General features: G+C 57.3%; 17 protein-coding genes. 13 read left to right on the top strand and 4 right to left on the bottom strand.

The window, feature by feature from the left end:
* The first annotated feature begins 274 nt into the window (after positions 1-274).
* The 7 genes from F3J39_RS10045 (at position 275) to ruvX (ending at position 5,977) form a co-directional block, all read left to right on the top strand.
* Entirely contained in the window at positions 275-1,669 is a 1,395-nt protein-coding gene (locus F3J39_RS10045; protein ID WP_065648236.1) for a sugar porter family MFS transporter, read from the top strand.
* A gap of 98 nt (positions 1,670-1,767) precedes the next feature.
* Positions 1,768-2,280, top strand: coding sequence for a SprT family zinc-dependent metalloprotease (locus F3J39_RS10040; RefSeq protein ID WP_139239665.1), 513 nt, complete (start codon positions 1,768-1,770; stop codon positions 2,278-2,280).
* A 79-nt stretch (positions 2,281-2,359) separates the two neighbouring features.
* On the top strand, positions 2,360-3,064 hold the full coding sequence (gene endA / locus F3J39_RS10035; protein WP_166714136.1) for a deoxyribonuclease I: 705 nt from the start codon (positions 2,360-2,362) through the stop codon (positions 3,062-3,064).
* A 74-nt stretch (positions 3,065-3,138) separates the two neighbouring features.
* On the top strand, positions 3,139-3,870 hold the full coding sequence (rsmE, locus tag F3J39_RS10030; protein WP_039380081.1) for a 16S rRNA (uracil(1498)-N(3))-methyltransferase: 732 nt from the start codon (positions 3,139-3,141) through the stop codon (positions 3,868-3,870).
* 96 nt (positions 3,871-3,966) lie between these two features.
* Positions 3,967-4,911, top strand: coding sequence for a glutathione synthase (gene gshB / locus F3J39_RS10025; RefSeq protein ID WP_039380084.1), 945 nt, complete (start codon positions 3,967-3,969; stop codon positions 4,909-4,911).
* A gap of 86 nt (positions 4,912-4,997) precedes the next feature.
* Positions 4,998-5,561 carry a YqgE/AlgH family protein gene (locus F3J39_RS10020; protein ID WP_039380087.1) on the top strand — a complete coding sequence of 188 codons (564 nt, stop codon included), beginning with the start codon at positions 4,998-5,000 and terminating at the stop codon, positions 5,559-5,561.
* The gene (gene ruvX, locus F3J39_RS10015) at positions 5,561-5,977 is read left to right on the top strand and encodes a Holliday junction resolvase RuvX (RefSeq protein ID WP_039380089.1); all 417 of its coding nucleotides are present in this window, start codon (positions 5,561-5,563) and stop codon (positions 5,975-5,977) included. Before F3J39_RS10020 ends, ruvX begins: the two co-directional genes overlap by 1 nt.
* Positions 5,978-6,085: 108 nt before the next feature.
* Here ruvX and F3J39_RS10010 read toward each other — a convergent pair whose 3' ends face one another.
* Entirely contained in the window at positions 6,086-7,093 is a 1,008-nt protein-coding gene (locus F3J39_RS10010) for a type IV pilus twitching motility protein PilT (RefSeq protein ID WP_071668588.1), read from the bottom strand.
* A gap of 15 nt (positions 7,094-7,108) precedes the next feature.
* Between F3J39_RS10010 and F3J39_RS10005 the strand changes: the two genes are divergently transcribed.
* Genes F3J39_RS10005 through hemW form a run of 4 tightly spaced genes read left to right on the top strand, consistent with a single transcriptional unit; the run spans position 7,109 to position 10,120 of the window.
* Positions 7,109-7,816: a YggS family pyridoxal phosphate-dependent enzyme gene (locus F3J39_RS10005; protein ID WP_039380094.1), complete on the top strand. Its 708-nt coding sequence runs from the start codon at positions 7,109-7,111 to the stop codon at positions 7,814-7,816.
* A gap of 12 nt (positions 7,817-7,828) precedes the next feature.
* On the top strand, positions 7,829-8,383 hold the full coding sequence (locus tag F3J39_RS10000; protein ID WP_039380096.1) for a YggT family protein: 555 nt from the start codon (positions 7,829-7,831) through the stop codon (positions 8,381-8,383).
* Between the two features lie 20 nt (positions 8,384-8,403).
* The gene (locus F3J39_RS09995) at positions 8,404-8,997 is read left to right on the top strand and encodes an XTP/dITP diphosphatase (protein WP_145339606.1); all 594 of its coding nucleotides are present in this window, start codon (positions 8,404-8,406) and stop codon (positions 8,995-8,997) included.
* Positions 8,990-10,120, top strand: a complete 1,131-nt coding sequence (hemW, locus tag F3J39_RS09990) for a radical SAM family heme chaperone HemW (RefSeq protein ID WP_104085454.1) — start codon at positions 8,990-8,992, stop codon at positions 10,118-10,120. The genes F3J39_RS09995 and hemW overlap by 8 nt, the downstream gene beginning before the upstream one ends.
* Positions 10,121-10,151: 31 nt before the next feature.
* Here the strand turns inward: hemW and F3J39_RS09985 are convergent, their stop codons facing one another.
* From F3J39_RS09985 to trmB, 3 genes are all read right to left on the bottom strand, one after another.
* Entirely contained in the window at positions 10,152-10,865 is a 714-nt protein-coding gene (locus F3J39_RS09985; RefSeq protein ID WP_094111533.1) for a DUF2884 domain-containing protein, read from the bottom strand.
* A 246-nt stretch (positions 10,866-11,111) separates the two neighbouring features.
* Positions 11,112-11,438 (bottom strand): YggL family protein, encoded by a 327-nt coding sequence (locus F3J39_RS09980; protein WP_071668591.1) that lies wholly within the window; start codon positions 11,436-11,438, stop codon positions 11,112-11,114.
* Positions 11,438-12,157, bottom strand: a complete 720-nt coding sequence (gene trmB / locus F3J39_RS09975) for a tRNA (guanosine(46)-N7)-methyltransferase TrmB (protein WP_039380104.1) — start codon at positions 12,155-12,157, stop codon at positions 11,438-11,440. The genes F3J39_RS09980 and trmB overlap by 1 nt, the downstream gene beginning before the upstream one ends.
* 154 nt (positions 12,158-12,311) lie before the next feature.
* On the opposite strand from trmB, the gene mutY reads away from it, so the two are divergent.
* Positions 12,312-13,397 (top strand): A/G-specific adenine glycosylase, encoded by a 1,086-nt coding sequence (gene mutY, locus F3J39_RS09970; protein ID WP_071668592.1) that lies wholly within the window; start codon positions 12,312-12,314, stop codon positions 13,395-13,397.
* A complete protein-coding gene (locus tag F3J39_RS09965; RefSeq protein ID WP_039380106.1) occupies positions 13,397-13,669 on the top strand; it encodes an oxidative damage protection protein in 273 nt (90 codons plus the stop codon). The genes mutY and F3J39_RS09965 overlap by 1 nt, the downstream gene beginning before the upstream one ends.
* The last annotated feature ends 29 nt before the right edge of the window (positions 13,670-13,698 follow it).

The following is a 13,698-nucleotide window of genomic DNA, read 5'->3' as shown; positions in this document are numbered from 1 at the left end:
TTTTTAATCTGTAATTTAGAGATTTTTCAGCGTAGTCATCACTCTGAAAATGCGTTATTTTCAGCGTCGTCTGATAGGCAATATTTAAAGCGATGTCAGAAACTTGAAGGGTGCTATACCTTACTGGCGAAGAGACTGTTCCGGGCAAAAAATGCTGGATTACAGGGTTTCGGCGTGTGTAAGCGGTTACATTCGTGTGATCGCGCTCACTTTTTATCGTGTACAGGTCTCTTAGCATTAATAAAAAACAAGACAAATAACTTTCGGAGGCTTTATGCCTGGTAATACTCACAAAAGCAGAACCTCAAACAAGGCGATGACCCTGTTTGTCTGCTTTCTGGCGGCGTTAGCCGGCCTGCTGTTCGGGCTGGATATCGGTGTCATCGCAGGTGCCCTGCCCTTTATCGCTAAAGATTTCAATGTTACTGCTCACCAGCAGGAGTGGATTGTCAGCTCGATGATGTTTGGCGCGGCGGTCGGTGCAATCGGCAGCGGCTGGATGTCATCACACCTGGGTCGTAAAAAGAGCCTGATGGCCGGCTCTGTGCTGTTTGTTATCGGTTCGCTGTGGTCAGCTATGGCGCCAAACCCGGAGATGCTGATTGCTGCCCGCGTAGTACTGGGCCTGGCAGTTGGCGTGGCTTCTTATACTGCCCCGCTCTATCTCTCTGAAATTGCACCAGAGAAAATCCGCGGCAGTATGATTTCGCTCTATCAGCTGATGATCACCATCGGTATTCTGGGCGCCTACCTCTCTGATACCGCGTTCAGCGCATCCGGAGAGTGGCGCTGGATGCTGGGCGTGATCACTATCCCTGCGATTCTGCTGCTGGTTGGCGTCTTCTTCCTGCCAAACAGCCCGCGCTGGCTGGCTGCGAAAGGTAACTTCCGCGATGCGCAGCGCGTGCTGGATCGCCTGCGCGACACCAGCGAACAGGCAAAACGTGAGCTGGATGAGATCCGTGAGAGCCTGAAAGTAAAACAGTCTGGCTGGCAGCTGTTTCAGGGCAACAGCAACTTCCGTCGTGCGGTGTTCCTCGGCGTGCTGCTGCAGGTGATGCAGCAGTTCACCGGCATGAACGTCATTATGTATTACGCGCCGAAAATTTTTGAAATTGCCGGCTTCGCCAACACCACGCAGCAGATGTGGGGTACGGTGATTGTTGGTCTGGTCAACGTTCTGGCGACCTTTATCGCTATCGGTCTGGTCGATCGCTGGGGCCGTAAACCGACGCTGGTGCTGGGCTTTATGGTTATGGCGGCCGGTATGGGCGTTCTCGGCACCATGCTGCACCTGGGCATCCACTCTCAGGGCGCACAGTACTTCGCCGTGGCGATGCTGCTGATGTTTATCATCGGCTTTGCCATGTCAGCCGGCCCGCTGATCTGGGTGCTTTGCTCTGAAATTCAGCCGCTGAAAGGGCGCGATTTCGGGATTACCGTCTCGACCACCACGAACTGGATCGCCAACATGATCGTGGGCGCTACCTTCCTGACCATGCTGAACACGCTGGGCAACGCGCCGACCTTCTGGGTCTATGCCGGCCTGAACCTGTTCTTCATTGTGCTGACGCTGGTGCTGATCCCGGAGACCAAAAACGTCTCGCTGGAGCACATTGAGCGTAACCTGATGGCAGGTAAAAAACTGCGCGACATCGGTCAGCAGTAATGTTTTACTGAGTGACAAGGGCTGCCTGCGGGCGGCCCTTTTTTATGGGCGCGACTGCCCGCTGCCGCGCCAGCGCAGCGTATGGTATGCTGCCCGCCATGAAAACGACCCGCGTACCTGTCGCCTGTCAGCAGGCGGTCATGCGATCGCTGCGGCACTTTTTGCAGCTCGCCGCACAGCGCCTTGAATGCACCTTTGATGAACCCGCACTGCTCTACCAGCAGCGCGGCACTGCCGCAGGTACCGCCTGGCTGGAGAAGTGGGAGATCCGGCTGAATCCGGTGCTGCTGCAGGAGAATCTGCAGGCGTTCACCGACGAAGTGGTGCCGCATGAACTGGCGCACCTGCTGGTGTGGAAGCGCTTCGGGCGCGTTGCGCCGCACGGCAAAGAGTGGAAGTGGATGATGGAGACGGTGCTCGGCGTGCCGGCACGCCGTACTCATCAGTTTGCCCTGAACTCGGTGCGCACCAACACCTTCACCTATCGCTGCAGCTGTCAGCAGCATCAGCTGACCGTGCGCCGGCATAATCGCGTGCTGCGCGGAGAAAGTGAATATCGCTGCGTTCGCTGTGGTTCACTGCTGCAGCCCGGCGAATTCAGCAGCATATAGCGCGCTAATCCCATTTCCCCGCTCCGGTCATTCTGCTACCCTGCCGCCCTTTTTTGGGTATCGGGTAAATTTCTGGAATATGTCTCGCAAAACGCTGTTACTTCTTCCTCTGCTGCTGGCACCGCTTAGCGCGTACAGCCTCAGCTTCTCTTCGTTTCATCAGAATAATTTTCGCCAGGCAAAAGTGGTTGCATCGCAAATCAACGCGGATGCGCCCGATTTCTACTGCGGCTGCACGATCAGCTGGCAGGGAAAAAAAGGCGTGCCCGATCTTAAAAGCTGCGGCTATAGCGTACGAAAAAATGCCAACCGCGCCGGGCGCATTGAATGGGAACATGTGGTTCCGGCGTGGGAATTTGGCCATCAGCGCCAGTGCTGGCAGGAGGGAGGGCGAAAAAACTGCGCCAAAGATCCGGTCTATCGCCGTATAGAGAGCGATCTGCATAATCTTCAGCCCGCTATCGGCGAGGTTAACGGCGATCGAAACAATTTCCAGTACAGCCAGTGGAACAGCGGCGAGCAGCCTTACGGGCAGTGCGCGATGAAAGTGGACTTCAAACAGAAGCTGGCTGAACCGCCGGCCCGCGCGCGCGGCGCCATTGCACGCACCTACTTTTACATGCGCGATCGCTATCAGCTGCGCCTCTCCCGCCAGCAGACTCAGCTGTTTAGCGCCTGGGATAAGCTCTATCCGGTCAGCGTCTGGGAGTGCGAGCGCGACAGCCGTATTGCTCAGGTGCAGGGAAATCACAACCCGTATGTACAGCGCGCTTGCCAGCGCTAAAAGCGCTACCCTAAACTAGCTTATTATTTTTGCGCCGCATCACGGGATGCGGCAATAACGCTGGCAGGAACCGCATGCGTATACCCCGCATTTATCACCCCGAACCGCTCTCTGTTGACAGTGAAATCTTTCTTGAAGATGACGCGGCTAACCACGTTGGCCGCGTGCTGCGCATGGGCGCCGGGCAGATGCTTGAACTGTTTGATGGCACTAATCTGACTTTTAACGCCGAAATCACCCAGGCGGATAAAAAGCGTGTAAAAGTAAGGGTTCTTAGCGGTCAGCCTGATGACCGGGAATCCCCCTTGCATTTACATCTGGGTCAGGTGATGTCGCGTGGTGAAAAAATGGAATTCACCATCCAGAAATCGATAGAGCTGGGCGTAAACGTGATTACGCCCTTGTTTTCTGAGCGCTGCGGCGTGAAGCTGGATGCAGAAAGGCTGGCAAAGAAGATCCAGCAGTGGCAGAAGATTGCTATCGCCGCCTGCGAGCAGTGTGGCCGCAACCGCGTACCGCTGATTCGTGACGCGATGACGCTGGAAGCCTGGTGTGCCGAAGCTGATGAGGGCATCAGGCTGAATCTTCATCCACGCGCCAGCCACAGCATCAACACCCTGCCGCAACCGGTTGAGCGGGTGCGGCTGCTGATTGGCCCTGAAGGGGGATTATCTGCTGAGGAGATCGCCATGACGGCGCAGCAGGGCTTTACGGATATATTACTGGGGCCGCGCGTGCTGCGCACGGAAACCACTGCCCTCACCGCTATAACGGCACTTCAGGTGAGGTTTGGCGATCTCGGTTAAGGGATAATTCGGGCCGTAAAAGAGACGCAGACTACTACACAGCACGACGCTTTCGCATGGAAGGACGTCGCTGATATCCCCTCTGAGGAGAGAATAATGATTAAGCTTGGCATTGTGATGGACCCGATTTCGTCTATCAATATTAAAAAAGACACCAGCTTCGCCATGTTGCTGGAGGCACAGCGTCGTGGCTACGAAATTCATTACATGGAGATGGGCGACCTCTCTCTGCGCGGCGGCGTGACCTACGCTCGTACGCGTCTGCTGAGCGTGGAGCAGAATGCTTCGCAGTGGTATGAGTTTGGCAGCGAGCAGACTATCCCGCTGGCCGATCTCAACGTTGTGCTGATGCGTAAAGATCCACCTTTTGACACCGAGTTTATTTACGCGACCTATCTGCTGGAGCGGGCTGAGGAGCAGGGTACGCTGATTGTGAACAAACCGCAGAGCCTGCGCGATTGTAACGAAAAGCTCTATACTGCATGGTTTGCAGATCTGACGCCGGATACGCTGGTCACGCGTAATAAAGAGCAGCTGCGCGCTTTCTGGCAGGAACATGGTGATGTCATTCTGAAGCCGCTTGACGGTATGGGTGGCGCATCCATTTTCCGCGTTAAGCAGGATGACGCAAACTTCGGCGTGATCACAGAAACCCTGACCAACCATGGCCAGTTCTTCTGCATGGCGCAAAATTATCTGCCGGCGATTAAAGAGGGCGATAAGCGCGTCCTGGTCGTCGATGGCGAGCCGGTGCCTTACTGCCTGGCGCGTATTCCACAGGGCGGCGAAACGCGCGGCAATCTTGCAGCCGGTGGTCGCGGCGAAGCGCGCCCGCTTTCTGACAGCGACTGGGAAATTGCACGGCGTGTCGGTCCCACGCTGAAAGCGAAGGGGCTGATTTTTGTTGGCCTGGATATCATCGGTGATAAACTTACTGAAGTGAATGTCACCAGCCCAACCTGCGTACGGGAAATTGAAGCGGCGTTCCCGATTTCAGTTACCGGAATGCTGATGGACGCGATCGAAAAACGTCTGGGCTGAGGACGCAGCCGGAGTGCAAACTCCCTAACCCCTTTGATACCGGCGCTGCCGCACTGGCGCCGGTTCTCTTCGGTAAATGAGTGACAATGAATTTACAGCATCATTTTTTGATAGCGATGCCCTCTCTGCAGGATCCTCTGTTCAAACGCTCTGTTGTCTATATCTGCGAGCATAATGAAGAGGGTGCGATGGGTTTGATTATTAATAAACCGATGGAGAACCTGACGGTAGAGGGTATTCTGAAGAAGCTAAAAATCACTCCGTCAGAGCGCGATCCGGCGATTAAGCTCGATAAACCGGTGTTTGCCGGCGGTCCGCTGGCGGAAGATCGCGGTTTTATTCTGCACTCTGCGCAGCATACTTATGCCTCCAGTATTCGCATCTCAGACAACACCGTGATTACTACCTCGCGCGATGTGCTGGAAGCGATCGGCACTGCTCAGCAGCCGGAGAATGTGCTGGTCGCACTCGGCTACTGCGCCTGGGAAAAAGATCAGCTGGAGAACGAGCTGCTGGAGAACGCCTGGCTTACGACCCCGGCCGACACGCAAATTTTGTTCCAGACGCCGATTGCCGGACGCTGGCGCGAAGCCGCCCGCAGCATGGGTGTCGATATTCATAACATGACCAGCGATGCGGGACACGCCTGATGCAGAATGCAACGCTGCTCGGCTTTGATTTTGGCACCAAAAGCATCGGTGTTGCCGTGGGTCAGCAGCTCACCGGCACCGCACGCCCGCTGACAGCGCTGAAAGCTCAGGAAGGCACGCCAGACTGGAACCTGATTGAGAAACTGCTGAAGGAGTGGCAGCCTGACTACGTGGTGGTCGGCCTGCCGCTGAATATGGACGGCACCGAACAGCCGCTGACTGCCCGCGCACGCAAATTTGCCAATCGCCTGCACGGCCGCTTTGGCGTACGCGTTGAGCTGCAGGATGAGCGCCTGAGTACCGTTGAGGCGCGCGCCGATCTCTTTAAGCGCGGCGGCTTTCGTGCACTGCAGAAAGGACAGGTAGACTCACAGTCGGCCGTGATTATTTTGCAGGACTGGTTCGAAACCCACTGACGCTGCAAGCAGCGTAAACGCGATAAAGCGCACTCCGGTCAGCAGGTGTAGCCGATGCCGGGAGCTGACCGGGCGCACAGCTGCAGCATCAGTGCTGCTTCAGCTCCGCTATCCGCTTGCCTGGTCAATAATGCCCTCCGCGCGGCGTGCCTGTTCACTTTGCGCAAAGGTCTGCATGCCATGCTGCGCACCGGTCTGCAGCACGCCCGGCAGCTGATGTCCTTTGCCTTCACGGATCAGGCTGGCTACCGCAGGCGTGGCGATCAGCACCTCATACAGCGCAACACGTCCGCCCGCTTTCGCCGCCACCAGCCGCTGCGCCACTACCGCTTTCAGGCTGCCCGCCAGCTGCGTGCGCACCAGGTTTTTCTCTTCGGCCGGAAAGACATCAACCAGACGATCAACCGCCTGCGCCGCGCTGCGGGTATGCAGCGTAGCGAGCACCAGATGTCCGGTCTCAGCGGCGGTCAGGGCTAAACGGATCGTCTCACTGTCGCGCAGTTCACCCAGCAGAATAACGTCGGGATCTTCACGCAGCGCCGCTTTCAGCCCGTGCTGAAAAGAGAGGCAGTGCGTCCCCACTTCACGCTGCTGAATCAGCGAACGCTGACTCCGGTGCACAAACTCGATCGGATCCTCCAGAGTGATGATATGCCGCGCCTGCTGCTGGTTCAGCGCCTGTACCAGTGCAGCCAGCGTCGTCGACTTGCCGCTGCCGGTTGCACCGCTAATCAGAACCAGTCCCTCCTGCAGCTGCAGGAGCTGCTGCACGGCAGGCGGCAGGCGCAGCTGCGCCAGCGGCGGGATCGTCTGCGCAATCAGCCGCAGCGCCAGTGATAATCCGTGCCGCTGGGTGAAAAGATTGGCACGCAGCCGTACGCCGCTGCTGAGCGTCAGGGCAAAGTCCGCCTGTCCGGTGACGTCAAGCTCCGACTGCTGCGCAGCGCTGAGAAACCGCGTAGCAAACCTCTCCAGCCACGCAGATGGCAGCGGCAGCTGCTGCGGCACCGGCTCCAGCACGCCCTGCCGCCGCCAGTGCGGTAAATGTCCGCTGCACAGGTGCAGATCGGCGGCGTTATGCTTTACACTAAGGGCCACAATTTCATCTAAATCCATTTATTTCTCCTGACTATGACTTCCATTGAGCACAACTTACATCAGGTACGCGAGCGTATCGCTGCCGCTGCCGTGCGTTGCGGCCGGGCGCCAGAAGAGATTACGTTGCTTGCAGTAAGCAAAACCAAACCTGCGAGCGCTGTCGCAGAAGCGGTTGCCGCCGGGCAGCGCGCGTTTGGCGAAAACTACGTGCAGGAAGGGGTGGAAAAGATTGCGGCGCTGATGACGGAAGGCGATCTGCAGTGGCACTTTATCGGTCCGCTGCAATCCAATAAAAGCCGTCTGGTCGCCGAACATTTTGCCTGGTGTCATACCGTTGATCGCCTGCGTATTGCGCAGCGGCTTAACGACCAGCGTCCGGCGCACCTGCCGCCGCTGAACGTGTTAATTCAGGTAAATATCAGTGACGAAAACAGTAAATCTGGCATCATGCTGGAGGCTGTTCCGGCGCTGGCCGCGGCTATCGCCGCCCTGCCCCGCCTGAGCCTGCGCGGCCTGATGGCGATTCCGGCTCCCGAGCAGGATTATGCACGCCAGCTGGCCGTCTGCCAGCAGATGGCCAGTGCGTTTCATGCGCTGCAGCGCGACTATCCCGCCATTGATACGCTTTCACTGGGCATGAGCGACGATATGGAAGCGGCAATCGCGGCCGGCAGCACTATGGTAAGAATTGGCACCGCCCTGTTTGGCGCGCGGGATTATGCGCGACCTTCACAACAATAACTGAGGAACTCCATGTTAACACTGACGTTTTTAGTCAAAACGCTGATCGATCTCTACGTCATGGTACTGCTGCTGCGTATCTGGATGCAGTGGTCACGCTGCGACTTCTACAATCCGCTGGCGCAGTTTGTGGTGAAGATTACGCAGCCGGTGATCAAACCGCTGCGTCGCGTGCTGCCCGCTATCGGCCCCATCGATACCGCCTCGCTGCTGCTGGCGTTTGTGCTGACCACGCTGAAGTATCCGATTCTGCTGCTGATTCAGGTCGGCGCTTTCTCGGTTGATCCCACCAATCTGCTGGTAGGACTGCTGTCGCTGCTGAAGTCAGCCGGTAATCTGGTGTTCTGGGTCATTATTATCCGCTCGCTGATGAGCTGGATCAGTCAGGGACGCGGGCCGCTGGATCACGTGCTGATACAGCTTACCGAACCGCTGATGGCACCTATTCGCCGTATGCTGCCCGCTATGGGCGGTATCGACTTCTCCGCCATGATTGTCATTCTGGTGCTCTATGCGCTGAATTTCCTTGGCATGGACCTGTTCCCGGGTCTCTGGTATCTGCTGTAATTTGTTAATCTGGAACTGTTATGCAAAAAGTTGTTCTCGCAACCGGTAATCCGGGCAAAGTTCGCGAACTGGCCGATCTGCTCGCTGATTTCGGGCTGGATATCGTGGCGCAAACGGAGCTTGGCGTGGAGTCAGCCGAAGAGACCGGTCTGACCTTCATTGAAAATGCGCTGCTTAAAGCGCGTCACGCGGCGCAGATAACCGGCCTGCCGGCTATCGCGGATGATTCCGGTCTGGCGGTAGATGCGCTGGGCGGCGCGCCCGGCATCTACTCCGCACGCTATGCTGGCGCAGAAGCCAGCGACCAGCAAAATCTGGAGAAGCTGCTGCTGGCGCTGGAAAATGTGCCGGATGGCGCGCGTCAGGCGCAGTTTCACTGTGTGCTGGTCTATGTGCGGCACGCCGCTGACCCGGTACCGCTGGTGTTTCACGGCAGCTGGGCGGGCGAAATTACCCGTACGGCGGCCGGTGAAGGCGGCTTTGGCTACGATCCCATCTTCTTTGTACCGGAAGCGGGTAAAACCGCCGCTGAACTGAGCAAAGAGGAGAAGCGTGCCCTCTCCCACCGGGGTAAAGCGTTAACGCTGCTGCTGGACGCGATGCGCAATGGCTGAGTTACCACCGCTGAGCCTCTACATCCATATTCCGTGGTGCGTACAGAAGTGCCCCTACTGCGACTTCAACTCACACGCGCTGAAAGGGGAAGTCCCGCATCTGGAGTATGTGCAGCACCTGCTGCAGGATCTTGAGCAGGACCTGCCTCTGACCGCCGGACGCGAGGTACGCACCATCTTTATTGGCGGCGGCACGCCAAGCCTGCTGAGCAGCCACGCGATGCAGACGCTGATGGATGGCGTACGGGCGCGCCTGCCGCTGGCGGCTGATGCGGAGATCACCATGGAAGCGAATCCCGGCACGGTGGAAGCCGATCGCTTCAGCGGCTATCAGGCTGCGGGGATCAATCGCATTTCCATCGGCGTGCAGAGTTTTAGTCCGCAGAAGCTGGAGCGGCTGGGGCGTATTCATGGACCGCAGGAGGCGAAACGCGCCGCTGAACTGGCCGCCGCGCTCGGGCTGCGCAGTTTTAATCTGGATCTGATGCATGGCCTGCCTGACCAGTCGCTGGAAGAGGCGCTGGACGATCTCCGTCAGGCAATTGCGCTTAACCCGCCGCATCTCTCCTGGTATCAGCTAACCATTGAGCCGAACACGCTGTTTGGTTCCCGACCACCGCAGCTGCCGGATGATGATGCGCTGTGGGATATTTACGAGCAGGGGCACCAGCTGCTGACGGCTGCCGGCTATCAGCAGTATGAAACCTCAGCCTACGCGAAGCCGGGCTATCGTTGTGAGCATAATCTCAACTACTGGCGCTTCGGTGATTATCTCGGTATCGGCTGCGGAGCGCACGGTAAGCTGACGCAGGCGGATGGCCGCATTGTGCGGACGGTCAAAACCCGTCATCCGCGCGGCTTTATGAAGGGCAACTATCTTGATAAGCAACATGAAGTGGCGGACGAAGATAAGCCGTTTGAGTTCTTTATGAACCGGTTCCGCCTGCTGGAAGCGGCGCCGCGCGTGGAGTTTCAGCGTTATACCGGGCTGGATGAACAGACGATTCGCCCGCAGATGGAGCAGGCTATCGCCGCAGGCTATGTCACTGAGAGCGCCAGCGAGTGGCAGATCACCGAGAAAGGCAAACTGTTCCTGAATTCGTTGCTGGAACTGTTTATGTAATCAGAGCGGCCCGGTGGCCGCTCTTTTTTTGCTAGTTAATACTCTTCACCAGCGTTTTACGCTGGTTTTCCAGCGCGATGACCCGGTTGCAGACCTCATGGCCAAAGTTCTGGAAATCGCGCTCCTGGTTGTTCCATTCAGTCTGAATCGACTGCTGCAGACCACCCAGATTGCCCATCAGCGCCTGCAGCGGATTACTGCCGCTGGTCGCCTGCTGCGTGCCCATCTCATTCAGGCTATCCTGCAGTACGCCGCCCAGCGTGCTCTGTACCAGCTTCTGTCCGTCAGCGCGCACCTGGTTTATTGCCTGGTGGTGGAACGTCAGGCCATCCTGGCGCTGCTCAATGATGCGATTCATCTGCTGCTTCAGCTGGCCATCCAGCGTGGTCAGGCGGTTGCGCACATTGCTGTCACTGCCCAGTTTCTCAACGATCACTTTATCCAGTGCGGCGCGCCCGCGTTCAAGGCGCGTTTTTGCGCCGTTGCTGACCCACGGCAAATCGCGACGCAGCGCGCTCTGGTAATCAATCGCCTGCTGACGTGCCGCGTTATCAACGGTAACCGTTTTGCCGTTAAAGGTGACATCACCCTGTGGGGTCATCGTGAGATTGCCGTTGCTGCCGACAACCTGAACGCTTTGTGGGGTGATCACCACATCATCCTGCGGATTAACGCTGCACTGGTAGTCAGCGTGTGCCTGCGCTGCCGTCAGCAGTAGCGCGGCGAACAGAGCCTTACGAATCATGAGATCTCCTGAATGTGCTGTGCGGGGTGGGTATTGTGCGGCCAATGGCGCGGGCGCCATGAATGGCGCCCCTGCGGCAAATTACATTGTAGGGGGCGCATTAATGCGCCTCTGGCGCGGTGTTACAACGGGCGCCATGAGTGGCGCCCCTGCGGCAAATTACATCGCAGGGGGCGCATTAATGCGCCCCTGGTGCAAAACATTACAGGGCGCGCCTTCATGCGCAGCCGAATGTCGCACTACAACTTAGTCCCACCAGACGTCGAAGAGTTCCGTTATCTGGATATCAGACAATTCACGCCCTTCCAGCCACTTGCGCACCAGTTCACGATGCTCATCGGTGCACTTTCCGGTCTGCTGCATGCAGACCAGGCCTTCCCATACCAGATAACCACTGCCGTCATAAGCCAGACCGTTTGGATCGATCACCTCAGTGATAAACTGATCCAGCGTGGCATCAATCTGCTCTTCGGTGGTTCCCTCGGCAAAACGCCATGCTACGGAGAAACCCAGCTCCTGAAACTCATCAATATGCAGTTTCTTACGTAAACGACGACTGCGCTGTACGGCCATTATTTTACCCTCTCAAACATCAGATCCCACACGCCATGGCCCAGTCGCTGCCCGCGCTGCTCAAATTTAGTCAATGGACGCGTCTCAGGACGCGGCACGTAATCCTGGGTGGCTGACTGATTAACGTAACCCGCTACGCTGTTCATCACCTCCAGCATATGGGTCGCGTAATCTTCCCAGTCGGTGGCCATATGAAACACGCCGCCAAGCTTCAGCTTACGATGCACCAGTTCAGCAAACGGCGCCTGCACGATACGGCGTTTATTGTGACGCGCTTTGTGCCACGGATCCGGGAAGAAAAGCTGCACCATGCGCAGAGAGTTATCCGGGATCATATGCTCCAGCACTTCTACCGCGTCATGGCACATGACCCGCAGATTCTCTACGCCCGCTTCCTTCGCAGATGCCAGGCAGGCACCCACGCCCGGCGCATGCACTTCAATGCCCAGGAAGTTCTGCTGCGGATTATTTTGCGCCATGGTGACCAGCGAGGCGCCCATACCAAAACCGATCTCCAGCACCAGCGGTGCGTCGCGCCCGAACAGCGCGGTCATGTCCAGCGGCGCGGGCTGATACTCAACGCCCATCACCGGCCAGTATTGATCCAGCGCGAGCTGTTGGCCTTTCGTTAACCGCCCCTGGCGGCGTACGAAGCTGCGGATACGGCGCAGCGGCCGCCCGTTTTCATCAAATTCCGGAGTGATGACGTCATTTATCATGTTGAAGCCTGCTGGTTAGCCTGTTCGGGGAAACGGGCATTATGCAAAGTTAAAGGTCAGAAGCAAGCCTTTGCAATCTTCCGGTTTACACCCCTGACGCTCTGTGCTGCAATTCCTGCCTGATTGTAGAGTAAACACGGAAAATTTCCTTCATATGATGCAGGCGTCGCAATTCGCGCAACAGGTGCTGAAGTGGTATGACCGCTTTGGCCGTAAAACGCTGCCGTGGCAGCTGGAAAAGACGCCCTACAAAGTGTGGCTTTCAGAGGTCATGCTGCAGCAGACGCAGGTTGCCACGGTTATTCCCTATTTTGAACGTTTTATGGCGCGCTTCCCCACCGTGCGCGATCTTGCTGCCGCGCCGCTGGATGAAGTGCTGCATCTCTGGACCGGCCTCGGCTACTATGCGCGGGCGCGCAACCTGCATAAAGCGGCTAAACAGGTCGTGGATCAGCACGGCGGTGAGTTCCCGCCGGACTTCACGGCAATTGCTGCTCTGCCGGGCGTGGGTCGCTCGACCGCCGGGGCGATCCTTTCACTGTCGCTTGGCCTGCATTTTCCGATTCTGGATGGCAACGTCAAACGCGTGCTGGCGCGCTGCTACGCAATCGGTGGCTGGCCTGGCAAAAAAGAGGTCGAAAAGCAGCTGTGGCAGATTAGCGAAGCAGTGACGCCAGCGCAGGGCGTCAGCCAGTTTAATCAGGCGATGATGGATCTCGGCGCGCTGGTCTGCACCCGTTCACGGCCAAAGTGTGAAATCTGCCCGCTTAATAGCGGCTGTGAAGCGTATGCCAGCCAGAGCTGGGCTGACTATCCGGGCAAAAAGCCCAAAGTCACTCTGCCGGTACGCAGCGGCTGGTTTTTGCTGATGCAGGATGGCGATAACGTCTGGCTGGCGCAGCGTCCGCCCACGGGACTGTGGGGCGGCCTTTACTGCTTTCCGCAGTTTAGCAGCGAGGATGCACTGCGGGAGTGGCTGACACAGCACGGTATTAGCGGCAATCTGCAGCAGCTGACGGCATTTCGCCACACCTTTAGCCATTTCCATCTGGATATTGTGCCGATGTGGCTGGCAGAGCCATCCGCCGGGTCGCTGATGGATGAAGCGGGCGGTCTCTGGTATAACTTAGCGCAACCACCGTCAGTGGGCCTTGCTGCCCCGGTAGAGCGTTTACTGCATGAATTACGCCATCCGCAGCAGCTGTCACTGTCATCGCGCGCGATCGAAGAGGAAGAGTAATGAGCCGCACCATTTTTTGTACCTATCTGCAACGTGACGCTGAAGGCCAGGACTTTCAGCTCTATCCCGGCGAGCTGGGCAAGCGCATCTATAATGAGATTTCTAAAGAAGCCTGGCAGCAGTGGATGTCGAAACAGACCATGTTGATCAACGAGAAAAAGCTCAACATGATGAATCCGGAAGATCGCAAAGTGCTGGAAAAGGAGATGGTCAATTTCCTGTTTGAAGGCAAAGATGTGCATATCGAAGGTTTTACCCCGCCAGAAAAATAACCGTTCCGGGCCTTCCTTTGAGGCCCGCT

Source organism: Pantoea sp. Acro-807, from assembly GCF_011752675.1.
GTDB lineage: Bacteria > Pseudomonadota > Gammaproteobacteria > Enterobacterales > Enterobacteriaceae > Pantoea > Pantoea eucrina.
This window is presented reverse-complemented; position numbering and strand designations above follow the sequence as displayed.

Excerpts from the sequence above, each read along its gene's own strand:
- F3J39_RS10045 (WP_065648236.1), top strand. The coding sequence starts at position 275 with ATGCCTGGTAATACTCACAAAAGCAGAACCTCAAACAAGGCGATGACC.
- F3J39_RS10040 (WP_139239665.1), top strand. The coding sequence starts at position 1,768 with ATGAAAACGACCCGCGTACCTGTCGCCTGTCAGCAGGCGGTCATGCGA.
- endA (WP_166714136.1), top strand. The coding sequence starts at position 2,360 with ATGTCTCGCAAAACGCTGTTACTTCTTCCTCTGCTGCTGGCACCGCTT.
- rsmE (WP_039380081.1), top strand. The coding sequence starts at position 3,139 with ATGCGTATACCCCGCATTTATCACCCCGAACCGCTCTCTGTTGACAGT.
- gshB (WP_039380084.1), top strand. The coding sequence starts at position 3,967 with ATGATTAAGCTTGGCATTGTGATGGACCCGATTTCGTCTATCAATATT.
- F3J39_RS10020 (WP_039380087.1), top strand. The coding sequence starts at position 4,998 with ATGAATTTACAGCATCATTTTTTGATAGCGATGCCCTCTCTGCAGGAT.
- ruvX (WP_039380089.1), top strand. The coding sequence starts at position 5,561 with ATGCAGAATGCAACGCTGCTCGGCTTTGATTTTGGCACCAAAAGCATC.
- F3J39_RS10010 (WP_071668588.1), bottom strand. The coding sequence starts at position 7,093 with ATGGATTTAGATGAAATTGTGGCCCTTAGTGTAAAGCATAACGCCGCC.
- F3J39_RS10005 (WP_039380094.1), top strand. The coding sequence starts at position 7,109 with ATGACTTCCATTGAGCACAACTTACATCAGGTACGCGAGCGTATCGCT.
- F3J39_RS10000 (WP_039380096.1), top strand. The coding sequence starts at position 7,829 with ATGTTAACACTGACGTTTTTAGTCAAAACGCTGATCGATCTCTACGTC.
- F3J39_RS09995 (WP_145339606.1), top strand. The coding sequence starts at position 8,404 with ATGCAAAAAGTTGTTCTCGCAACCGGTAATCCGGGCAAAGTTCGCGAA.
- hemW (WP_104085454.1), top strand. The coding sequence starts at position 8,990 with ATGGCTGAGTTACCACCGCTGAGCCTCTACATCCATATTCCGTGGTGC.
- F3J39_RS09985 (WP_094111533.1), bottom strand. The coding sequence starts at position 10,865 with ATGATTCGTAAGGCTCTGTTCGCCGCGCTACTGCTGACGGCAGCGCAG.
- F3J39_RS09980 (WP_071668591.1), bottom strand. The coding sequence starts at position 11,438 with ATGGCCGTACAGCGCAGTCGTCGTTTACGTAAGAAACTGCATATTGAT.
- trmB (WP_039380104.1), bottom strand. The coding sequence starts at position 12,157 with ATGATAAATGACGTCATCACTCCGGAATTTGATGAAAACGGGCGGCCG.
- mutY (WP_071668592.1), top strand. The coding sequence starts at position 12,312 with ATGATGCAGGCGTCGCAATTCGCGCAACAGGTGCTGAAGTGGTATGAC.
- F3J39_RS09965 (WP_039380106.1), top strand. The coding sequence starts at position 13,397 with ATGAGCCGCACCATTTTTTGTACCTATCTGCAACGTGACGCTGAAGGC.